This is a genomic window from Leuconostoc citreum (assembly GCF_004354555.1).
In the GTDB taxonomy this organism is placed as follows: domain Bacteria; phylum Bacillota; class Bacilli; order Lactobacillales; family Lactobacillaceae; genus Leuconostoc; species Leuconostoc citreum.
On sequence record NZ_PUFH01000004.1, the window covers coordinates 378,168 to 399,792 of the forward strand.

The window sequence follows — 21,625 nt, forward strand, 5'->3', positions numbered from 1 at the left end:
TCAATGCGTTTTCTTGCACGATTAGCAACAACAATGTTGGTCTTCTTAGTTATCGGCGCGTTATTTCCAAACGGATTTAGAGTTGATAATTGGTTAACTGCACTCGGGGCGGCATTAGTGTTAGCAATATTAAACACCATTATTAAGCCGATCTTAGTGCTGCTTACCTTACCGCTAACGATTCTTACATTTGGCTTATTCACAATAATTATTAATGCCGTAATGCTTGAATTGACTGCCGACTTGGTTGGTGGATTCGATTTTGCAAGTTTTGGATGGGCGATTTTAACAGCAATTATTTTATCAGTTGTGAATACTATTTTAACAACTGATGTGTATATGGATTCAGGAAGATAACAGCATGGCACAAAATTCAGTTACAGTAAAACAGTTAGTGGACAATACACGGTTAGAAATTGTCGCTGGCAATCAATATTTAGAACGGCCAATTACAACATCAGATATTTCACGACCTGGCTTGGAAATGACAGGTTATTTTAATTATTATGCTCCTGAACGTGTGCAATTATTGGGTATTACTGAAACATCGTTTTCTGAACGTATGGGGCATGAAGAATTGTTGATGGTTTATCGACGTATGGCTGATGCTGCGACACCAGCATTTGTCGTTTCTACCGGTTTGCCAATCAGTGATGAACTCAAACAAGCGGCTGATGAAGCAAAAATTCCTATATTAACCTCAACGTTGACTTCATCACGAATTCTATCTAATATGACATATTATCTTGGTGGACAACTAGCACCACGTGAAAACGTTCACGGTGTGCTGATAGATGTCCACGGATTAGGTGTTTTGATTACTGGCGATGCGGGTATAGGAAAAACTGAAGCAGCGCTAGAACTCATACAACAAGATAAAGCACGTTTGGTCGCTGATGATCGCGTTGATATTTATCAAGAAGATGAAGAGCGTTTAATTGGTGAGCCTAATGGTGTGTTACGCAATATGATGGAAGTACGTGGTGTTGGTATTATTGATGTTCAACAAGTATATGGTGCCGTTTCAGTACGATCACACGCAACGATTGCCTTAAACATTCATTTATCAAATGGTAAGATTGGTGAAGCTAATTTTGACCGACTAGGGAATGATAACGACACATTAGAAATTTTGGGTGTCAAAATTAAGCGTATGGTCGTACCGGTCACACCGGGGCGAAATACAGCCAGCGTGATTGATGCCGCTGCGGTTAAGTTCCGTACGGCTAATATGGGTATTGACGCGCTAAAGACATTGGAAGAGCGAATGTCTGCCGAAATGATTAAAAACGAAAAGAAAGACTTGGAGAACAAAAATGACTAAAATTGCTGTGCTGGGCGCTGGCTCATGGGGGACAGCACTAGCCAATACTGCTGCTGAAAATGGTCATGATGTTCGCTTATGGACGCACCACTCTGATCAAGCAGCAGAAATTAATCACAACAAAACAAATACAAAATATTTACCAGATGCAACGCTCTCAGAGCAGTTGTTTGCTACTGATGATATGGCACTTGCCGTAAAAGATAGTGATATTGTGTTATGTGTTGTTCCAACTAAGGCTGTACGGGAGGTTGCTAAACAGTTAGCTGATACACTGGCACAGTTAAATCACCAGGTTATTTTGGCACATGCGACAAAAGGACTTGAGCAGGGCACTTATAAACGCATTTCTGAGATGTTATCGGAAGAAATACCGGAAACCTACCGTTATGCATTAGTCGTTGTATCTGGCCCATCACATGCAGAAGATGTTATAAAACATGATTTGACAGCAGTTTCTATTGGTGGAAGTGATGAAAATGCAACTAAGCTGCTACAGCGCGTGTTGTCAAACAAAACGTTTAGAGCTTATACCAATCATGACTTACTTGGTTCCGAATTGTTTGCTGCATTAAAAAATATTGTTGCTATAGGATCAGGTGCTTTAGTTGGTTTAGGTTACGGTGCAAATGCACAAGCTGCGCTTTTGACTAGAAGTTTAGTTGAGATGCGTCAGTTGGGCCTAGCAATGGGGGCACAAGAAAAAACATTGTATGAACTAGCCGGTATCGGTGATTTAATTGTGACGGGCATGTCACCAAATTCTCGTAACTATCGTGCTGGCTTAGGATTAGGTCAGGGAAAAAGCTTAAAGCAAGTGTCTGATGACATGGGCATGGTAATTGAGGGTGTCAACACAACGAAAGCAGTATATGATTTTTCACAACAGTACCATGTGGACATGCCGATTACCAAAGCAATTTATCAGGTTTTGTATGACAATAAACCGTTATCTGAAGCCATTAATGATTTGATGTCACGGCCTTTGAAATCTGAAGACGCGTTGTAACTATGATGAAGTGTTAAGAAAGAGAGTAAACTATCATGAAACCAGTACGTAAAGCAGTTATTCCAGCCGCAGGATTAGGCACACGTTTCCTGCCAGCAACAAAGGCACTTGCCAAAGAGATGCTCCCAATTGTTGATACGCCAACAATTGAATATATTGTGCGTGAAGCCATCGCCTCAGGAATTGAAGATATTGTGATTGTTGATGGTAAGTCAAAGCGCTCAATTGAAGATCATTTTGATTCTAATCCTGAACTAGAGAATAATCTGCGTGAAAAAGGCAAAGATGAACTATTAAAGATTGTTCAAGAAACTACCGATATTAACATGTATTTTATTCGTCAGTCACATCCGAATGGGTTAGGCGATGCTGTTTTGACTGCAAAAGCTTTTATCGGCGACGAGCCATTTGTCGTGTTACTAGGTGATGACTTAATGCAGGATGAAGTACCACTCACAAAGCAACTAATAGAACGTTATGAAGAAACTGGCGAATCAACGCTAGCGGTTATGAAGGTACCACATGATCAAGTTTCTGAGTACGGGGTAATTGATCCAGCTGCTGAAGCTTCTGATGGTTTATACCGTGTTAAGACATTTGTGGAGAAGCCTAAGCCAGAAGATGCACCATCTGATTTGGCGATTATTGGTCGCTACTTGTTGACACCAGAAATTTTTGAAGAATTAGAAAATACGAAACCTGGTAAAGGTAATGAAATCCAATTGACTGATGCGATTGATTCTTTGAACAATCGTCAACACGTTTATGCACATGAATTTAAAGGTAGCCGGTATGACATCGGATCTAAGATTGGTTTCTTAGAAACTAATATTGAATTTGGTTTGAAGCATCCACAGACACGTGATCAGTTGCGTGCTTATATTAAGGAATTAGCTGCAAAATTATAAGTCGATACCATTGTCAGTGTAGACATTTGATTAGACAAAGACAGTTGTTTTGTGTAAAATTATACTGATAAAAGGTAAGTAAAGTGAGGCGTGTCAAATGGCAGATTTAAAACGATATGATGTTATCATAGTGGGTGCTGGACCAGCGGGAATGACAGCGGCGACGTATGCGTCACGGGCTAATTTGTCTGTGCTGATGTTAGACCGTGGTATTTATGGTGGCCAAATGAATAACACTGCTGACGTTGAAAATTATCCCGGATTTGATACAATTCTTGGACCGGATTTAGCTGAAAAAATGTATGCGTCTTCTACTCAATTTGGCGCTGAATATGGCTTTGGTAGTGTGGAAAGTGTTGAATTGCAAGGGCAAGACAGGATTGTTCATACAGATATGGGCGACTATGTGACGAAAGCAATTATTATTGCCACAGGTTCAGAACATATTCATTTAGGAGTTGATGGCGAAGAACAATACCAAGGACGTGGTGTGAGTTATTGTGCCGTTTGTGATGGGGCCTTTTTCCGGGATGAGGATGTATTAGTTATCGGTGGTGGTGATTCAGCTATTGAAGAGGGTCTCTATCTTACTAATTTAGCCAAATCAGTTACTGTATTGCATCGCCGTGATAAGTTACGTGCACAGCAAATTATTCAGGATCGTGCCTTTGATAATGAAAAAATGGCATTTCGGTGGCATACAGAAGTACTGAAAATCACTGGGGACGATGAAAAGGTAACTGGTGTAGATGTTATTAATAACCAAACACAAGAAGTGTCGCACATTGATGCCAGCGGTATCTTTATATATGTTGGCTTGATGGCAAACACACAAGGGTTTGAAAATCTCAATATTACAGACAGCGAAGGCTGGATTCTAACCAACGAAAAAATGGAAACGACCATTCCGGGTGTCTTTGCTGTTGGTGATGTTCGTGCAAAGACATTACGTCAGATTACAACAGCAGTTGGCGATGGTGGTATTGCTGGACAGGCAGCTTATGACTACATTAGTAGTTTGCCATCTGTCAATGAGGCAACAACCAGCGTAAAAGCAAATTCTTAGAATTTGCTTTTTTTGTTAAATTTAATAAGCTTTATTTTATCTTGTTTTTTTCTCATAAATAGTTGCTATAGACAGTTTTTATATGATTTGAAAAACTTATGAAAATTCATGTAAATTAACATTACTATTTTCATAGTGGAAAACGTTTGACAATTGAGGTGCAAGCGGTTACAATTATTTGTGTTGACTTGCACAAAGAAATTTTAATACAAAAAGGAACCGGTTCTATTTTAACGAGAACTGAAGGAGAGAATCATGAAGAGTCAAGATAAATGGATTACTAAAGTTGCTTTCTTAGGTATTTCATTCATGTTAACTAGTGCGTATGCCATTAACGGGGCACTACCACAGATGACTAAATCATTAGGTGTTTCGGCGACAGAAGTACAGGCGCTTGCAACAACACCCTCAATCGTTGTCACAGTCTTTGTACTGTTAAGTTCGTTCATTGCTGCTAAACTAGGCGACAAAAAGACAATTATACTCGGTATGTTACTTGTCGGCTTTGCTGGTATCGTGCCATTTTTCGTCTCATCGTATGCAGCAATTTTAGTTTCTAGAATGGTATTGGGCGCTGGCTTTGGTATTTTTAATTCACTAGCAGTCTCAATGATTGCCGTGATGTATCAAGGGCAAACACGTGCCACGATGTTAGGTTGGCGTGCCGCCGTGGAACAAATTGGACAAGCTGTATTAACTTTTGTTGCAGGCTTATTGTTGAATTTTGGCTGGCATACAACGTTCTTAGTTTATCTTTTGGCTTTCCCAATCTTATACTTATTCTACGTTCGTGTACCAGATACGACAGAAATGTTGGCAGAGGCAGAAGAAAAGCAAGGAAAAGCTGCTAAAAAAAGTCTAGAAGGACCGAAAAAAATTAGTCCAGTTGTTTGGATATTAACTTTATTTGCAGCTTTCTTAGTTATTGATTACATGGCTATTCAACTTAGCTTTCCGTTCATGGCACAGAGTCTAGGCGTAAATGGTATGGTTGTGTCAACAATTTTGTCCTTCATGTTGGTGGCTGCAATGGTCGGTGGCATAGTATATGGCACAATCCAAAAACTGTTTGGACGTTTTACATTACAAGTGGGCTTGATTTTGATGGCCATTTCCAATTACCTAGTCGCTTTTTCAAACCATAATTTTGTTATGTTAACGATTGGTGTACTGCTCATTGGCTTCCCAATGCAATTGATTTCACCATTTATTTTTAGTCAATTACCTAATCTAGCACCACTTAAGAAACAACCATTTGTGACATCAATTATTTTGATTGGTTTTAACGTTGGTGTCTTCGTTGAACCGTTTATTATTTCATTTTTGGCCGGCATTATGGGCAATCATACAAGTAATGTTGCAGCGGCGGCATATACGACAATTCCGCTGCTCGGTGTCATTCTATTAATTATTGCGGTGATTACTTTTTTCACTAATCGTAAGCGCTTGGCATAATGACAGAGCACCTGCGCTGCTAGACGGCGCAATATAAATAGTCTAAGTTTATAAAGTTTACAACTGTGTTTTTAAAAGGAGAACAAAAAACATGAAAAAGCTTACCAATGAAGCAATGCTAATTACATATGCTGACTCACTTGGAAAGAATTTAAAAGAATTAAATCAAGTTTTGTCAAATGAACTTGATGGTGTTGTTGGTGGTGTCCATGTGTTGCCATTTTTCCCTTCAACAGGTGATCGCGGATTCGCCCCTGAAGAATACGAAACAGTCGACCCAAAGTTTGGTGACTGGTCAGATATCGATAAGTTAGCAGAAAAATATTACTTGATGTTTGATTTCATGTTGAATCATATTTCACCACAATCAAAGTATTTCCAAGACTTCTTAGAAAAGAAAGAAGCATCAGAATATTATGACATGTTCTTGAAGTATTCTGAATTTTGGCCTGAAAACCGTCCTACTGAAGCTGATATTGATTTGATTTACAAGCGTAAGGATAAGGCACCATTTGCACCCGTAACATTTGCTGATGGTACAACCGATCAAGTATGGAACACTTTCGGTGACCAACAAATGGATTTGGATGTCACTAAAGAAGTAACTAAAAAGTTCATCAAAGACTCATTGGTTAATTTGGCACATCATGGTGCATCTGTTATTCGTTTGGATGCCTTTGCTTATGCGATTAAAAAGTTGGACACAAATGATTTCTTCGTTGAACCGGAAATTTGGAACATCTTAGATGAAGTTCGTGAAATCCTGGCAGCGGAAGGATCAGAAGTGTTGCCAGAAATCCATGAACACTACAAGATTGTCCGTAAGATTACTGAACATGACATGTATTCATATGACTTTGCTTTGCCATTAATCACGTTGTATTCATTGTACTCAGGAAAGACAAATCGTTTAGCTGATTGGTTACGTCAAAGCCCAATGAAGCAGTTTACAACCTTGGATACACACGATGGTATTGGTGTTGTTGATGCTAAGGACTTGTTGACACAAGAAGAAACTGACTTTACAACTGAAGAAATGTACAAAGTTGGTGCCAACGTTAAGAAGATTTTCTCATCAGCAGCTTATAACAACTTAGACATTTACCAAATTAACACGACTTATTACTCAGCATTAGGAAACGATGACGCTGCTTACTTGCTAGCACGTGCAGCTCAAATTTTTGCACCAGGTATTCCACAAATTTATTATGTTGGTTTGCTTGCGGGTGAAAATGATATTGAGTTACTAGAAAGCTCAAAAGAAGGCCGTAACATTAACCGTCATTATTATGATTTGGCTGAAATTGCTGAAACAACAAAGCGTCCGGTTGTTTCAAACTTGTTTAACTTGCTACGTTTCCGTAATACAAGCTCAGCGTTTGATTTAGATGGTACAATCGATGTGATTAATGATGGTGAAAACGAATTGACAATCACACGTACGTCTGCAGATGGTAAGACAACAGCTGTGTTGGATGCTAATTTTGAAACAAAACAATTTACTGTAACAGAAAATGGTGTTGAAATTTTCGCTACAAAGTAAAGACGTCAAGAAAAGCGCCTCGGCGCTTTTTTGGTATAATAGAGGCAAATAAAGGATAACGTTATGCTCATACTTGCTTCTAATTTACCTCACTTTTTAACAGATATTCTTTCAGCGGATAATCCGTTTTCAATGACTAAGCTCGTGATTCTTTTTTTGCTTATTTTTATTGAGACAGCAGGTATTGTGACTGGTTTTATACCAGGGGACACAATATTAACCACTGCTGGTGGACTTGCAGGAACACATCATAATTTCGGCGAATTAATGGCTTATATTGCTATTTTTTCACTGGCTTCTTTTTTGGGCGATGCCGTCAATTATTGGTTTGGTGCCTTTTTGATGAAACAGATTAGTAAAATTCCGTTTTTAAAGCGACACCTACAGGGAGAAATGTTAGATAAATTAGCTGCTAATTTTCATCCAAAGCGTTGGCTATTATTTGTTGTTTTAGGACGCTTTTTACCTTTCATTCGTGTTGTTGTACCGCTATTAGCAAGAAGATTAGGACTGCCGTTTGTGAGCTATATTCGTATGGCGGCTTTTGCGAGTGTATTGTGGTCTGCAGTCATTGTTTCTGCAGGATACTTCATTGGACACCTAGATATACCGTCAGATATGCTGTTAATTATCGTTGTAGGTATAGCGATCGTCTTTATCGTGGCTTTAAGAGTCCCAAAATTTAGACAAGCAATCGTTAACTTGTTTGTTCGGAAATAATCAAACTTTGTTATAATAAAGCTAGAATACACATAGGAGAAAATCATGAGCTATCAAGAACAATTAGCAAAATGGGAAGCAGCAGTTTTGCCAGAATATTTGGCCAAGGATTTGGCGCACTATACACCTGAAGAGCAAGAAGATGCGTTCTACCAGAATTTGAGTTTTGGTACAGCTGGCATGCGTGGTGTTTTGGGTGCCGGCACAAATCGTATGAATATTTATACAGTTCGTCAAGTCACTGAGGCATTAGCGCGTTATATTGACGCCCAGGGCAATGCTGAAAAGACTAGTGGTGTTGTTATCAGTTTTGATTCGCGACACTTTTCACCAGAATTTGCTTCAGATGCAGCGCAGGTTTTATCTGCACATGGTATTAAAGCCTATTTGTTTAGCAGTTTACGACCAACACCGGAGTTGTCTTTTGCTGTACGCGAACTTGGCACATTTGCGGGCATTATGATTACAGCATCGCACAATCCTAAAGAATATAATGGCTATAAAGTATACGGAGCGGATGGTGGACAAATGGTGCCAGAAGCTGTTGAGGCGGTTGTTTCAGAACTTGAAAATATACAAGATGTCTTTACGATCGCTTTAGATGAATCAAATGCGCATGTGCAAGTTATTGATTCAGAAATTGATGATAAGTATTTAGCTAACGTTGCCACAGTAACGGTTAACCCAGAGTTGGTTGCTAAGGAAGGGGCTTCGTTGAAATTTGTTTATTCACCGCTACATGGCACAGGACAGTATATTGGTGAAAAAGCACTACAACAAGCTGGTTTTACAAACTATACCATTGTAAAAGAGCAAGCGGTGATTGACGGAGATTTCCCAACAGTTAAGAAGCCAAACCCAGAAGATGCAGCAGCCTTAGTTATGGCTATTGATTATGCTAAGCGTGAAGGGGCTGATGCGGTTGTGGCGACTGATCCCGATGCAGATCGTATGGGAGCAGCTGTCAAATTAGCTGATGACACATTCCAAGTCTTAACAGGGAACCAAATTGCGGCTGTGCTTGTGAATTATTTTTTGACGGCAAAGAAAGAAACAAATACATTACCAGAAAATGGTGCTATTGTGACTTCAATTGTTTCTTCACGTTTTGCTTCAAAGATAGCGGCTAGTTTTGGGGTAACAACAGCAGACGTCTTGACAGGGTTCAAGTACATTGCTGCAACGATTGATGAGTATGAAGCAACTAAATCACATCAATTCTTATTTGGCTTTGAAGAGAGTTTTGGTTACCTGGTTAAGCCATTTGCCCATGACAAAGATGCTATTCAAGCTCTTGTGTTATTTGCTGAAGTAGCAGCATATTATAAGTCACAAGGCAAGACGTTCGCCGACGGCCTACAAGAGTTATTTGAAAAGTTTGGTTACTTTGAAGAAAAGACAATTAGCCTAGACTTTCCAGGGATACATGGTAATGATGAAATGTCAGCCATTATCAGTAAGTTCCGTAATGAACAGCCGAAGACAATTGGTGGTGTGGCAGTCAATCGTGTACAAGATTTTTCAACGGCAACTGAAACATCAGCAGACGGTCAACAAAAAACATTACCACAGCCAAAAGCTAATGTCTTGAAATATTGGTTAGCAGATGGTTCTTGGGTGGCTGTGCGTCCTTCAGGTACTGAACCAAAATTGAAATTCTACATTGGTGTTGAATCCGATAGTCAAGCGACATCACAAGCTAAAATTGATGTTATTTCGGAAGATTTGATGCGCTTTGCAAAGTAATTCTGGACAAGTAATAATTTATTTGATATAATTAAAAAAGCCGTAATGGCAATATTAACGATAATCCGCTGTGCGTCAAGCCTAAGGGCAAGTGTAAGATTGTCGACTAGGAGAATGACCAATGCGTCAAAATACTATTTTAGAGAATGTGACATCAGCACAATTGCGTTCTGATATTCCTGAGTTCCGTGCCGGTGATACAGTTAAGGTTTATGCCAAGATTGTCGAAGGTTCACGTGAACGTATCCAATTGTTTGAAGGCGTTGTCATCAAGCGTAAGGGTTCAGGTATTCAAGCAACATATACTGTTCGTAAGATTTCATCAGGTGTAGGTGTGGAACGTACTTTCCCATTACATTCACCTCGTGTTGAAAAGATTGAAGTTGTACGCTTTGGTGCGGTTCGCCGTGCTAAGTTGTACTACTTGCGTGCTTTGCAAGGTAAAGCCGCTCGTATCAAGGAACGTCGTCGCGACGTATAATCCTAAAAAGGCACCCATTGCAGGTGCTTTTTTACTACAATTTTTATGCCACTACAGCTCAAGTATAGCGGTTGTCTGTGTAATATTTGCGTAACACAATAGCAAAGCTATTGATATGGATACCAATCTCTGAGGGTATATAATAGTTACATACTCGAATAATATTTGAGTTTCATTACTCCCCTAGTAATGTTTCAATCAGCCCCCCAATTACTGATTGATTTTAATGATAGCGAGAGCTATCTTCCCTCTGACCATTGCCCTCTTCGGTCAGAGGGATTTTTTTGTGCTGACTGCTGAAAAACGAACTTATGTTCGCTTATTGATGTTATAATGTTGATATGGCAGAATTCTTAATAACAACTGATTTAAGGAAAATATTACACGTTGACATTGATGCTTTTTATGCGCAAGTAGAGATGCGGGATAATCCTGAGCTGCGCAATCGGCCACTAATAATTTCGCGTGATCCTGCAGAAACAGGTGGACGTGGTGTGGTCGCGACGGCTAATTATGTTGCACGAGCGCTAGGTGTGCACTCTGCCATGAGTGCAGTTGAAGCACGGCAGTTAGCGCCAGAAGGCGTCTTTTTATCGCCAAATTTCAAAAAATATAGGCAAGTATCAAAAACGATTCATCACATTTTTCACACGTTTACCGAAAAAATTGAACCCGTTGCACTTGATGAGGCTTATTTAGATATGACAGATTCACACTTGTCTGGGGCGAGTATAGCCGCACAAATTAGACATCAAATTTTAAAAGAAACGGGTTTGACCAGTTCAATAGGTATTTCACACAATAAGTTACTTGCTAAGCTAGGATCCGAGTTTAACAAACCAAATGGTGTCACGGTTATTACACACGATAACATGTTGTCTTTTTTAGCTGAATTACCGATAGGCGACTTTCGTGGGGTAGGTGCGAAGACAAAAGCAAAATTTTCAGCGTTAAAAGTTGAAAATGGGTTACAATTACGTCAATTACCTAAAGAAACACTGAGAGGATTGTTTGGTAAGATGGGTGAGAACTTATACTGGCAAACACGAGGCGTGCATTTTGGGGAAGTGCAGTGGCAACGTCAGCAACAGTCAGTGGGAAAAGAAGCTACTTTTAGGTATTTTATCCACAATGAAATTGATGTCCATAAAGCCTTTAAGCAACTAGCCAATGAGATGATAGCCGCTTTAAAAGTAAAACAATTAACTGGACGTACATTAAATATCAAAATAAGAGATGATGCATTTAATACAATTACGCGTGCAATCACTAGAGAAACACCATGGCCATTATCTGAAACACTCATAACACAAACGGCTCAGAGTGTGTTTGAGGAAGTTATTCAAACACCTTTTTCAGTAAGGTTGCTGGGCTTGTCTATTAGTAACTTACAATCGAGTACATTTGAAGAAATGACATTGTTTTAAACATGGTATACTTATTGAAGGCGTAATGAAGCAGATAAATGATTACGATTCAGAAAGACGAATTAATGGCACGAATTGAAGAAGAAATTTTAACACAAATTAAACGATATGATACGATTATTATTCATCGGCATCAACGACCAGATCCTGATGCGTATGGCTCACAATTAGGATTAAAGGCTATTTTACAAGCTAGTTTTCCGAAAAAGAAAATTTATGCAGTTGGTAAGGCCGTAGCAGGCTTGTCATGGATGTCACAGGATGAAATATTTATGGATGACATACCTGATAAGGCATATAACAATGCGTTAGTAATCATGGTTGATACAGCAAATGCACCTCGAATTGATGATCAACGGTGGCCTAATGGTTTAGAAACAATTAAAATTGACCACCATCCAAATGACGAACCTTATGGCGATTGGCAATGGGTAAAAGAAGGTCATTCGGCAACGAGTACCATGATTTACGAATTTTACGAAGTGTTGAAAGATCAAGGCTTGGTTATGAATGCCAAAGCCGCACGACTACTTTATACAGGTATTGTAGGTGACACTGGCCGCTTTATGTATAGCATGGATAAAGAAACATTCCGTGTTGTATCAGAGCTTTTTAATTATGATTTTGATTATGAGGCTGTTCTTTACAATATGACAACTATGACAGAGAATGCTGCCAAGTTATCAGGCTATGTACTGCAAAATTTGACGATTCTACCATCAGGGTTTGCTTATATCATTTTAACGAATGAACTAATTGCTTCATATAACTTACGTGACGCTGGAACGGCTTTTGTTGTGTCGTTGCCGTCAAAAATTGATCAGGTGAAAGCCTGGGCGATTTTCGAGGAGCAAGATGAGGGTAATTACCGAGTAAGATTACGTTCACGAACAATTGTGATTAATAAAATTGCTAACCAATTTGAAGGTGGTGGGCATGCAATGGCCTCAGGTGCATGGGCACAAACGACAAACGATATTACGCGCCTAGTCGACATGGTTGATGGGAAATTAATGGCAGAAAATCACATGACAGATAAAAGTAAATAACATGATATGTATTGAAAGCAGAGGAAATTAATGGCAGAAAAAGCAAACCAATTTGGACAATTTAATTTAAAATCAGACATTATTTCAGCACTAACAGCTATTGGTTTTATACAACCAACTGCAGTTCAGGCTAAATTAATCCCGGCCGTTTTACAAGGGCACGATGTTGTTGGCCAGTCGCAAACAGGTTCAGGTAAGACGCATACTTTTTTGATTCCAATTATTAATCAGTTGGAGCAAGGAAAGAATTACGTACAAGCGGTAATTACAACACCTTCGCGTGAACTTGCTGCACAAATTACAAAAGCGGCGAAGCAGTTTGCTGATAAGTTGCCTTACGAGGTAACAATTTCGGAATTTGTTGGTGGCACAGATAAGCTACGACAAGTTAAACAACTGGAAAATAATCAACCACAGATTATTATTGGGACACCAGGGCGTATAAAAGATTTAGTTTCTTCTGGTGCGCTAAAATTGCATGCAGTTAAAACATTAGTTGTTGATGAAGCGGACATGACATTGGATATGGGTTTCTTAAATGAAGTGGACTATATTGCAGGTGCTATGCCAGAAAAATTGCAAACGCTAGTTTTCAGTGCAACCATGCCAGAAAAACTCAAGCCGTTCTTAAAAAAATATTTGGATAATCCTAAATTCGAAGCAATTCCTGTTTCAACTGTTATTGCCGAAACAATCGACAACTGGTTGCTAGCTACAAAATCAAAAGATAAAAATGATGTCATTTATCAGATCCTAAGTATTAGCAATCCCTATTTAGCACTTGTTTTTGCCAACACAAAGGATCGCGCGAAAGAGATAGCTAGCAATTTACGTAGTAAAGGCTTAAAAGTCGCTGAGATTCATGGGGATATTGAGCCAAGAGAACGTCGACGTGTCATGAAAGCGATTCAAAACTTAGATTATCAATATGTTGTGGCAACTGATTTAGCAGCTCGAGGTATTGATATTGAAGGTGTATCGCATGTGATTAATGATGATATACCTGGTGAACTTGAATTCTTTGTTCACCGTGTTGGTCGTACAGGGCGCAATGGTATGCCAGGATTGGCAATTACCTTGTATGGACCAGATGAAGAAGATGAAGTAGTAGAGCTTGAATCATTGGGAATTGATTTTAAAGCAAAACAAATTAAAGATAATCAAATTATTGATGTTAAAGATCGTCGTGCACGTAAACAGCGTGTGGCAACGACTAAAAAGCTTGACCCAACAATGGTTGGCATGGTTAAAAAGAAAAAGAAAATTGTTAAACCAGGTTATAAGCGACGAATTAAATCAGCTATTCAACGTAAGAACCAAATGGATCGACGTATTTCTCAACGTGAAGAAATGCGTGCAGTGCGTAAGGCTAACAAAAAACGTGGTGACGCATAAAAACCTTGATAACGCTTGTTATCAAGGTTTTTTTACTGTTTTCTATCAGAACGTGCTAATGGCTTGAGAATATTTGATTCAATTAAGCTAACAACTTCAGGATTTTCTGGCAGGCTTGAATGCTGAGCATTGTCGCCGGAAACAGTAATTTGAGTATATGATTTAACAGCTTTTTGATAAATATATTTACCCGCAATCACACTTTGAACTGGTACGATACCGTCATCAGTATAATCTTCAGTGCCAGCAACAGAATACATGGTTAAATCTTTGGGTAGCTGATTGTTGCCACTAATGAGATCATTAAGCATTTCAGTTCGGCGTTGTAAGGAAGATTCTGAGAAATTAAAAGGTGTACCGAGCGTCATGAGTATTGGAATATTAAAATCATCGTCAGCATGGTATTTTTCTAAATAAATAGTCCAATCAAGACCACCATTAGAATGCCCAACTGCAGAGAATGTTTGAAAATGATAGCGATCTTGCAGGGTGTCTAGTGCTTTAGCTAACCATGATGCTTGCTTTTTAATGTGGTCATAACCATCTTGATTATCTTCAAAACCAATAACAATAAAAGGCTGTCGGTCATTGGCATTAATACTACCTAGAAAAGTTAATTGGCCACTAGTGCTGACCTGAACTTTGAGGACACTATGCGGCGCACCCTTGGCATTGATGGTGGCAAATAAATCATCAAATCGGTTAATCGTGGCCTCGGAACCTGGAACAAAAATCGTGGGCACCATTCGGGAATTCTGTATTTTGGCTTGGCTAGTTGTTGTTTTTGCAACCCAATGTTGGCCATAAAAGCCTAATGCAATTATAAGCATCAGACTAACAGTTAAAATGAACTTATTTCTCATAAGAACCCCCCTCGGTCAAGCGATGAACAAATGGGCGGTAGATAACGATACTTAATATGAAGACGGCAACGGTAACTAACGTTGAACGTATTGGCGTTGTACTGGCAATTGTTGGTAACAGTAGATTAGGAATATTCATTGGTGTTGGGTAAACAACGGGTTGAATGAAATGGGTGGCGATAGCAACATACCCAATGAGTTGACTAATAACTGAAACCAAAAGCATAGGCACTAACATGAGTGGCCTAAGAAATAGCGGAACGCCAGCGAGTAACAAAGTGTTATCATCAAACAGACTAGGGAACCAAGTGATGAGGCCTAATTTTTGGTGCTTCCTTGAGGTAGCGAATAACAGCAATAAACTAATGGCTAAAGTATTACCAATGCCACCAAATAGAGTGAAAGCACCGTAAGTACTGTATAGATTTTCGGGATACGGTAAGACTTTATGACCTGTGCTTAGGACGGCATCTAAATTAGCGATAACAGTATTTAAGGTTGTTTGATCATCAGTCAGTTCTGAAGGCAGTGCAAAGCCAAAAACGAACAGCAAGGGTGAAAGAATTGAAACAGCGAGCAAACCCCAGAAGGTGGTGAAAAATGTTTTAGACAGCAGGACAGATATGGTAGTTTGAAAATGTGGGATGGCAATTAATTGCCGCAATAACCAACTCATTAAGATAATTAAGACGGCCCAGACTAAATAGCGATAGGCATAAGGTGACGTATCAGGATTGACCCATTTTTTTTGAAACCAGCAATAGGTTGTGACACTAAATAAGACAGTAACACTCATGAGTAAGTATTGCGTTGTATTATATGTAGGAATCTGATTTTTACCGACTAATAATAAATAAATGGCAATAAAATTCGTTAAGATGGGCAAACTGGTATTTGTAATACCTTTGGTTGTGAGGTAGTGTTGTGTGAGTGCAATAACAAAAATCATCACGATGGCAGCATCTAAGAAGGTTAACCCAATACGCATGTGGTTAGATATAACCTTTGTTATTGGCGGATAGTTGTCGACCATGCGACCGATAAAGTTATCAGGGGCAAAGATTAATCGAAATAGAAGATGCGCATAGACATCAATTACTAATATAGGTCTAAGTTGCTGTAACGCGGTCTTGACTGCCTGCATGGTTGCATGCTGATAGACAATATTATCCCAACGTTGTGATTGATTAACAAGCGTTTTAAGCATGGCATATCTCCGAATGATGTAATCTGTATTGTAATAATTTGCTACAAAACGAGCATGTTTGTGCTATAATTAATTCAATTGTGTTTTATAGTAGTTCCAAATATGTACTATGTTGATTATACATGAAATCACAGATACGGGGGTAACCTGAAATGATTAAACAATTTTTTCAACGTCCGGTTGTCAATTTTATTGCACGGACGCTGTTCTATTTTATTGTCATTCTAACGCTTGTGTACCTTTATAGTTATTCAGGTGTAGGTGGCGGTAAGTTTATTTATAACGAATTTTAATTTAGGAAAATAATATGATGATTAAAAATGTCATTGAAACAATTGATAGTTTCGCTGAAACACAGGGGGATACAATTGCTTATGATGAATTAGGTGTACAACACACTTATGCACAACTGAAAGATGCCTCTGATGCTTTAGCAGCATTTATTGAGACGCAAGATATTGCTGAAAAGGCGCCGATTATGATTTATGGCGGTCAACAATTTGATATGATAGCTAGTTTTTTGGCTAGTGTGAAGTCAGGACACGCCTATGTGCCAGTTGATGTTAACTCAGCTGAAGAGCGTTTGACAGATATTATAGAGATTGGGCAACCAGCTTTGATAATTGCGGTAGATGATTTGCCTATTACAGTTACTAAGGTGCCGGTAGTTAAAAAAGAAGCATTGCGCGCAATTTTTGAAGCCAAAACATCGTTTACATTGAGTCAGCCAGTTAGTGGCGATGACAATTTCTATATTATTTTCACTTCTGGGACAACTGGTAAGCCGAAAGGCGTTCAGATTTCACATGATAATTTGTTGAGTTTTTCAAATTGGATGTTGGGGGATGACTTCGCTTGGGAATCTGGTAGCAATGTCTTGTCACAACCGCCATATTCTTTTGACTTATCGGTTATGGATTGGGTGCCGGCTTTATTGTCGCATGGGACATTAAAAGCTTTGCCTAAACAAACGGCTGATGATTTTAAATCACTATTTAAGACATTGCCAACGTTGAATTTGCATAAGTGGGTCTCAACACCATCTTTTGCCGACGTTGCGTTATTAGATCCAGAATTTAAGCAATCAGTACATCCCAATTTAAGCGCTTTCTTCTTCTGTGGTGAGGTATTGACCAAAACAACTGCTGAGAAACTGCTAGCACGTTTTCCCGATGCGCATATCTATAATACTTATGGCCCTACTGAAGCCACTGTTGCGGTAACTAGCATACCAATTACTCAGGCTGTCATCGCTAACAACAACAAGATGCCAATCGGCTATGTCAAAGCTGACACTGAGATTGTTATTCAAGATGCTGATGGCGAGATGGTTGCCGATGGTGAGCCAGGTGAAATTATTATTGTTGGGCCATCGGTATCAAAGGGTTATCTCAATAATCCTGAAAAGACAGCGGCAGCGTTTACTACAGTTAACGGCCAACAAGCCTATCGTACTGGTGACTTAGCTATTCGTGATAAGGATGGTTTACTACACTATAAGGGCCGTAGTGATTTTCAAATTAAATTGCATGGCTTCAGAATTGAATTAGAAGAAGTTGCTCAGCAATTACAACAAAGTCAGTGGGTGGAACAGGCTGTTGCCATCCCTAGGTATGATGCCGATGGTAAAGTAAAACAATTATTAGCAATTATTGTTGCAAAAGATAATGATTTTGAAAAACCTATTCTACTAACCAATGCAATCAAGGCGGAGTTGGAAAATATTATGATGCCATATATGGTACCAAGCCGCTTCATGTATCGGGAAAGTCTGCCATTGACGCCGAATGGTAAGATTGATTTGAAAGGGTTGATTGCTGAGGTGAATGGCAATGCTTAATTTACAACCCTATGCTGATCCAAAATATTTTGTGATTTTACTACTAGCACTTGCACCGCTTGCTATTGGCTTATACTTTGGCAAGCGTTTTGCTTGGTATGAAGTCATCGTGTCGTTTGCGTTTATTTTCCTAATGTTCAATGGCAAGAAATACCATGAAGGCTATGCTATTATTGGGTTCATGATATGGCAGTGGCTACTTGTCTGGGGCTATACGCTATATCGAAAGAAAGCCAATAATACGGTCGTATTTTACGTCGTAACGTTACTGGCGATATTGCCGTTATTCTTGGTTAAACTGTCTGCACCAACACACTGGACACATGTGGCCACGTTGTTAGGTTTTCTAGGTATTTCGTATTTGACATTTCGTTCAGTTGGTATGATTTTAGAGACGCGTGATGGCTCGATTAAAGAATTTAATCCTTGGTTATTTTTACGTTTTATGCTCTTTATGCCAACTATTTCGTCAGGACCAATTGACCGATATCGCCGTTTTATAGCAGACGTGACTTCGGTACCAGATCGTGACAAGTATCTAAAAATGTTAGAAAAGGCTGTTTGGTATTTCTTCCTCGGCTTTTTGTATAATTTTGTTATATCGGCCTATTTTTTCCAGAGTTTTGTTTTACCTCAGGTTAAAAGTTTGGCAATTGAATCGGCCAGTGTACACGGTGGCTTAACATGGTGGTTAGTGCCAGTGATGTACGCTTCAGGTTTGAATTTGTTCTTCAACTTTGCCGGCTATTCATTATTTGCTGTTGCAACAAGTTATGTTATGGGTATTGAAGTCCCTATGAACTTTAATAAGCCATTTTTGTCAAAAAACTTGAAAGAATTCTGGAATCGTTGGCACATGACTTTGTCATTCTGGTTCCGTGATTATATTTTCATGCGATTTGTTTTTCTCATTATGAAGAAAAAATGGATTAAAAGCCGTGTAACAACCTCGAATTTAGCATACATTTTTAATATGTTAGTGATGGGATTTTGGCACGGTTTACACTGGTATTATATTGTTTATGGCTTATTCCATGGCGTCGGATTAGTGATTAATGATGCATGGCTGCGTTATAAGAAGAAACACAATGTACCGCACAACAAATTTACAGAAGCACTAGCCATTTTCATTACATTTAATGTTGTTATGGTAAGTTTCTTAATATTCGATGGTTTCTTAGACAAATTATGGTTTAAGTAAACGTATTTAAAAGAAAGAGGAAATAACAATGGCAGTAAAAGAAGAAGTAGTTGAAATTTTAAATACAATTATTGGTGAAGATATTTCAGATCAAATGGACGATGACTTTTTTGAAAGTGGTCTGCTTGACTCAATGTCAACAGTTGAGTTGTTACTTGATCTTGAAAGTAAGTTCAATATTCAAGCACCTGTATCAGAGTTTAACCGTGACGAATGGAACACGCCCAATAAAGTGATTGCTAAAGTTGAATCATTAATCGGGTAAATCGCATGAAAAAACGAGGATTATGGTGGATTTTTGGACCGGTAATCATTGCGTTTGTATTAATTGGCGCACTTTTTTTGGCACCGTTTTCCTTAAATCACATCACACAAAATGATATCCGTGAAGCATCTGTTTCGTTTTCGAAAAATGTGTTCAAGGGTGAAGCGATTAAAACTGCAGCGTTTAATGATAAATCTAAACGATATGTGCCTTTTTTTGGCTCGAGTGAGTTGCTACGTTTAGATACGATGCACCCATCTATGCTTGCTGAAAAATATCATCGTAATTATCAACCTTTTTTACTAGGACAAGCTGGCACAGAAGCACTAACGCATTATCTAAGCATGCAAGAAATGCCCAATGGTTTGCATAAAAAACAAGCTGTATTTATTATTTCACAGCAATGGTTTACGAAAAAAAATTCTAAAGTTTCTTTTTCTGAATTTTATTCACCGTTACAAACGGCTAATTGGTTGCAACGAATTGATCGTATTACACCCACTGACCGTTTCATAGCAGATCGTTTACTACGTGAAAAGCAAGTCAAAAATAATGCCGTTTATAACCGTCTAGTAACAAAAATTAGTAATAACCAACCACTATCAAACGCCGATAAAAATATATTAAGCGTTCGGCATCGTATGTTATTACGGGAAGATCAATTATTTTCTAATTTCTCAGCATCTAATAATTGGAAAAATCGTGTCAAGCCCGCTATTGGTCGCTTACCCGATAAGGATGATGCAGCAACACTGCTAAGCGAAGCGACAAAATTAGGTGAGCAAGAGACAACAAACAATAATTTTCAAATTAAGAATTCATTTTATAAATACCGTATTAAACTTAATTTGAAAAGATTAAAAAATTCACAACGCAATTTTGACTATCGTGAATCCGAAGAATATTCTGATTTGCAAGCTGTATTAGCTGAGTTTGCTAAGCAGCATACAGATGTGTTATTTATCATCCAACCAGTTAATCAACGTTGGACCGATTATACAGGTTTGCGTAAAGAAATGTATTATCAAAGTGTCGATAAAGTTAAAAAACAGTTAACTTCTCAAGGCTTTAATAATATTGCAGACTTTTCACGTGATGGGGGTCAAAATTATTTCATGCAAGATACGATTCATCTTGGTTGGAATGGTTGGGTAGCAGCAGATCAAAAAATCAACCCATTTTTGACAAAGGGTTATCAGCCAGTTAATTACCATATTAACAATAACTATCTTTCAACGCGTTGGCAAAATCTTTCGCCAACACCTGAAAATTTGAAATCGTTTAAATAAAAAAGATGTGCCACTTTTGGGGCACATCTTTTTTTGTTATGAGAAAGGTGATTGCGAATCTTTATTGGTGTTTGTTGGAAAGTTAAAAGGGTCAATTTCTTCTTCACTAGATAGTGCACTCAAGCTGGTTCGTTCTTCTGCAGGTGATATGACATCATCGAATTTAAATGCCAGTAGTGAGTCAGTAATTGATTGTTCCCTCGATATATCACCATCATCGCGCAGTTCAACTAATTTTGCGTGCTCAACGCTAGCGTGCGTCTTTTTGAGAAATGATTCGCGAGCGGCAACGCGTTGTTTAATATCAGAAACGTCAACAGTTTCATTTAAATCAGTGACGACTTCAAAGCTGACACCGATATTTTTTTTCATGATTTTGAAAGTTGCTTCAGCAATGGCGCCTGTTTGTACTTCAAGTTGTTGTGCTAAAAATCCTGCCTCGAGACTGAAGTCAGCTGTCTTGTCGCGTGCTAAACGTTGCTGTACTAAATCACCTGTGAGGGACCAGCGTTGATTTTTACTATCTTGAGAGGCAATTTCTAAATCTCCAAAACCAGCATTTTTAAAAAAATCTACAACTGAGGCAAGTGCATCTGTTGGGAATTGACGAGCAATTTCTTTACCGGCCCAGTAGAGAATGTGTGGATAATCCTCTTGCAGTAAATTTTTAAGTAAGCCGTCACGTAAGAGGGTTAGAGCAAAACTGTTAACTTGAAAATTTGTTTGTAAAATTTTATCGTAATCGTTGATATTCATGAACTTGTTTGACCTTTCAGACTTTTATTATACCAAACTTTACGGCCTAAAAGCTTGCATTCTTTGCATTTAAAGGCATAA

21 protein-coding genes are annotated in these 21,625 nt (G+C 38.6%); 18 read left to right on the forward strand and 3 right to left on the reverse strand.

Annotated features, from left to right (window positions below; translation table 11 throughout):
• The first annotated feature begins 3 nt into the window (after positions 1-3).
• The 13 genes from C5L21_RS03655 (at position 4) to C5L21_RS03715 (ending at position 14,123) form a co-directional block, all read left to right on the forward strand.
• The gene (locus C5L21_RS03655; RefSeq protein ID WP_004901945.1) at positions 4-357 is read left to right on the forward strand and encodes a phage holin family protein; all 354 of its coding nucleotides are present in this window, start codon (positions 4-6) and stop codon (positions 355-357) included.
• 4 nt (positions 358-361) lie between these two features.
• A complete protein-coding gene (gene hprK, locus C5L21_RS03660) occupies positions 362-1,324 on the forward strand; it encodes an HPr(Ser) kinase/phosphatase (protein WP_004901943.1) in 963 nt (320 codons plus the stop codon).
• Entirely contained in the window at positions 1,317-2,333 is a 1,017-nt protein-coding gene (locus C5L21_RS03665; protein WP_133286043.1) for an NAD(P)H-dependent glycerol-3-phosphate dehydrogenase, read from the forward strand. Before hprK ends, C5L21_RS03665 begins: the two co-directional genes overlap by 8 nt.
• Positions 2,334-2,368: 35 nt before the next feature.
• Positions 2,369-3,241 (forward strand): UTP--glucose-1-phosphate uridylyltransferase GalU, encoded by an 873-nt coding sequence (gene galU / locus C5L21_RS03670; RefSeq protein ID WP_004901937.1) that lies wholly within the window; start codon positions 2,369-2,371, stop codon positions 3,239-3,241.
• 97 nt (positions 3,242-3,338) lie between these two features.
• The gene (trxB, locus tag C5L21_RS03675) at positions 3,339-4,307 is read left to right on the forward strand and encodes a thioredoxin-disulfide reductase (protein ID WP_004901935.1); all 969 of its coding nucleotides are present in this window, start codon (positions 3,339-3,341) and stop codon (positions 4,305-4,307) included.
• 255 nt (positions 4,308-4,562) lie between these two features.
• Positions 4,563-5,762, forward strand: a complete 1,200-nt coding sequence (locus C5L21_RS03680; protein WP_012305362.1) for an MFS transporter — start codon at positions 4,563-4,565, stop codon at positions 5,760-5,762.
• 91 nt (positions 5,763-5,853) lie between these two features.
• Positions 5,854-7,305 (forward strand): sucrose phosphorylase, encoded by a 1,452-nt coding sequence (gene gtfA, locus C5L21_RS03685; RefSeq protein ID WP_004904914.1) that lies wholly within the window; start codon positions 5,854-5,856, stop codon positions 7,303-7,305.
• 63 nt (positions 7,306-7,368) lie between these two features.
• The gene (locus C5L21_RS03690) at positions 7,369-8,025 is read left to right on the forward strand and encodes a DedA family protein (protein WP_133286044.1); all 657 of its coding nucleotides are present in this window, start codon (positions 7,369-7,371) and stop codon (positions 8,023-8,025) included.
• A 45-nt stretch (positions 8,026-8,070) separates the two neighbouring features.
• Complete coding sequence (locus tag C5L21_RS03695; RefSeq protein ID WP_133286045.1) at positions 8,071-9,771, forward strand: phospho-sugar mutase; 1,701 nt, start codon at positions 8,071-8,073, stop codon at positions 9,769-9,771.
• 121 nt (positions 9,772-9,892) lie between these two features.
• Positions 9,893-10,252, forward strand: a complete 360-nt coding sequence (rplS, locus tag C5L21_RS03700; protein ID WP_004901922.1) for a 50S ribosomal protein L19 — start codon at positions 9,893-9,895, stop codon at positions 10,250-10,252.
• A 341-nt stretch (positions 10,253-10,593) separates the two neighbouring features.
• Positions 10,594-11,679: a DNA polymerase IV gene (gene dinB / locus C5L21_RS03705; protein ID WP_012305360.1), complete on the forward strand. Its 1,086-nt coding sequence runs from the start codon at positions 10,594-10,596 to the stop codon at positions 11,677-11,679.
• Between the two features lie 65 nt (positions 11,680-11,744).
• A complete protein-coding gene (locus C5L21_RS03710; protein WP_036061039.1) occupies positions 11,745-12,728 on the forward strand; it encodes a DHH family phosphoesterase in 984 nt (327 codons plus the stop codon).
• A gap of 30 nt (positions 12,729-12,758) precedes the next feature.
• Positions 12,759-14,123 carry a DEAD/DEAH box helicase gene (locus tag C5L21_RS03715; RefSeq protein ID WP_004901919.1) on the forward strand — a complete coding sequence of 455 codons (1,365 nt, stop codon included), beginning with the start codon at positions 12,759-12,761 and terminating at the stop codon, positions 14,121-14,123.
• Between the two features lie 32 nt (positions 14,124-14,155).
• Here the strand turns inward: C5L21_RS03715 and C5L21_RS03720 are convergent, their stop codons facing one another.
• Both C5L21_RS03720 and C5L21_RS03725 read right to left on the reverse strand, forming a co-directional pair.
• On the reverse strand, positions 14,156-14,986 hold the full coding sequence (locus C5L21_RS03720) for an alpha/beta hydrolase (RefSeq protein ID WP_004904904.1): 831 nt from the start codon (positions 14,984-14,986) through the stop codon (positions 14,156-14,158).
• The gene (locus C5L21_RS03725; RefSeq protein WP_133286046.1) at positions 14,976-16,193 is read right to left on the reverse strand and encodes a PTS sugar transporter subunit IIC; all 1,218 of its coding nucleotides are present in this window, start codon (positions 16,191-16,193) and stop codon (positions 14,976-14,978) included. The genes C5L21_RS03720 and C5L21_RS03725 overlap by 11 nt, the downstream gene beginning before the upstream one ends.
• Positions 16,194-16,345: 152 nt before the next feature.
• Here C5L21_RS03725 and C5L21_RS03730 point away from each other — a divergent pair, with 152 nt between their 5' ends.
• From C5L21_RS03730 to dltD, 5 genes are read left to right on the forward strand one after another with little or no spacing between them, the layout of a single operon-like run.
• Entirely contained in the window at positions 16,346-16,486 is a 141-nt protein-coding gene (locus C5L21_RS03730) for a teichoic acid D-Ala incorporation-associated protein DltX (RefSeq protein WP_004901910.1), read from the forward strand.
• 14 nt (positions 16,487-16,500) lie between these two features.
• A complete protein-coding gene (gene dltA, locus C5L21_RS03735; protein WP_099044630.1) occupies positions 16,501-18,033 on the forward strand; it encodes a D-alanine--poly(phosphoribitol) ligase subunit DltA in 1,533 nt (510 codons plus the stop codon).
• Entirely contained in the window at positions 18,026-19,234 is a 1,209-nt protein-coding gene (gene dltB / locus C5L21_RS03740; protein ID WP_004901907.1) for a D-alanyl-lipoteichoic acid biosynthesis protein DltB, read from the forward strand. The genes dltA and dltB overlap by 8 nt, the downstream gene beginning before the upstream one ends.
• Positions 19,235-19,262: 28 nt before the next feature.
• Positions 19,263-19,499, forward strand: a complete 237-nt coding sequence (gene dltC, locus C5L21_RS03745; RefSeq protein WP_004901903.1) for a D-alanine--poly(phosphoribitol) ligase subunit DltC — start codon at positions 19,263-19,265, stop codon at positions 19,497-19,499.
• Positions 19,500-19,504: 5 nt separating this feature from the next.
• Positions 19,505-20,788 carry a D-alanyl-lipoteichoic acid biosynthesis protein DltD gene (dltD, locus tag C5L21_RS03750; protein ID WP_133286047.1) on the forward strand — a complete coding sequence of 428 codons (1,284 nt, stop codon included), beginning with the start codon at positions 19,505-19,507 and terminating at the stop codon, positions 20,786-20,788.
• A gap of 36 nt (positions 20,789-20,824) precedes the next feature.
• Here dltD and C5L21_RS03755 read toward each other — a convergent pair whose 3' ends face one another.
• Positions 20,825-21,544: a YslB family protein gene (locus C5L21_RS03755; RefSeq protein ID WP_004901897.1), complete on the reverse strand. Its 720-nt coding sequence runs from the start codon at positions 21,542-21,544 to the stop codon at positions 20,825-20,827.
• Positions 21,545-21,625 lie beyond the last annotated feature (81 nt).

Excerpts from the sequence above, each read along its gene's own strand:
- C5L21_RS03655 (WP_004901945.1), top strand. The coding sequence starts at position 4 with ATGCGTTTTCTTGCACGATTAGCAACAACAATGTTGGTCTTCTTAGTT.
- hprK (WP_004901943.1), top strand. The coding sequence starts at position 362 with ATGGCACAAAATTCAGTTACAGTAAAACAGTTAGTGGACAATACACGG.
- C5L21_RS03665 (WP_133286043.1), top strand. The coding sequence starts at position 1,317 with ATGACTAAAATTGCTGTGCTGGGCGCTGGCTCATGGGGGACAGCACTA.
- galU (WP_004901937.1), top strand. The coding sequence starts at position 2,369 with ATGAAACCAGTACGTAAAGCAGTTATTCCAGCCGCAGGATTAGGCACA.
- trxB (WP_004901935.1), top strand. The coding sequence starts at position 3,339 with ATGGCAGATTTAAAACGATATGATGTTATCATAGTGGGTGCTGGACCA.
- C5L21_RS03680 (WP_012305362.1), top strand. The coding sequence starts at position 4,563 with ATGAAGAGTCAAGATAAATGGATTACTAAAGTTGCTTTCTTAGGTATT.
- gtfA (WP_004904914.1), top strand. The coding sequence starts at position 5,854 with ATGAAAAAGCTTACCAATGAAGCAATGCTAATTACATATGCTGACTCA.
- C5L21_RS03690 (WP_133286044.1), top strand. The coding sequence starts at position 7,369 with ATGCTCATACTTGCTTCTAATTTACCTCACTTTTTAACAGATATTCTT.
- C5L21_RS03695 (WP_133286045.1), top strand. The coding sequence starts at position 8,071 with ATGAGCTATCAAGAACAATTAGCAAAATGGGAAGCAGCAGTTTTGCCA.
- rplS (WP_004901922.1), top strand. The coding sequence starts at position 9,893 with ATGCGTCAAAATACTATTTTAGAGAATGTGACATCAGCACAATTGCGT.
- dinB (WP_012305360.1), top strand. The coding sequence starts at position 10,594 with ATGGCAGAATTCTTAATAACAACTGATTTAAGGAAAATATTACACGTT.
- C5L21_RS03710 (WP_036061039.1), top strand. The coding sequence starts at position 11,745 with ATGGCACGAATTGAAGAAGAAATTTTAACACAAATTAAACGATATGAT.
- C5L21_RS03715 (WP_004901919.1), top strand. The coding sequence starts at position 12,759 with ATGGCAGAAAAAGCAAACCAATTTGGACAATTTAATTTAAAATCAGAC.
- C5L21_RS03720 (WP_004904904.1), bottom strand. The coding sequence starts at position 14,986 with ATGAGAAATAAGTTCATTTTAACTGTTAGTCTGATGCTTATAATTGCA.
- C5L21_RS03725 (WP_133286046.1), bottom strand. The coding sequence starts at position 16,193 with ATGCTTAAAACGCTTGTTAATCAATCACAACGTTGGGATAATATTGTC.
- C5L21_RS03730 (WP_004901910.1), top strand. The coding sequence starts at position 16,346 with ATGATTAAACAATTTTTTCAACGTCCGGTTGTCAATTTTATTGCACGG.
- dltA (WP_099044630.1), top strand. The coding sequence starts at position 16,501 with ATGATGATTAAAAATGTCATTGAAACAATTGATAGTTTCGCTGAAACA.
- dltB (WP_004901907.1), top strand. The coding sequence starts at position 18,026 with ATGCTTAATTTACAACCCTATGCTGATCCAAAATATTTTGTGATTTTA.
- dltC (WP_004901903.1), top strand. The coding sequence starts at position 19,263 with ATGGCAGTAAAAGAAGAAGTAGTTGAAATTTTAAATACAATTATTGGT.
- dltD (WP_133286047.1), top strand. The coding sequence starts at position 19,505 with ATGAAAAAACGAGGATTATGGTGGATTTTTGGACCGGTAATCATTGCG.
- C5L21_RS03755 (WP_004901897.1), bottom strand. The coding sequence starts at position 21,544 with ATGAATATCAACGATTACGATAAAATTTTACAAACAAATTTTCAAGTT.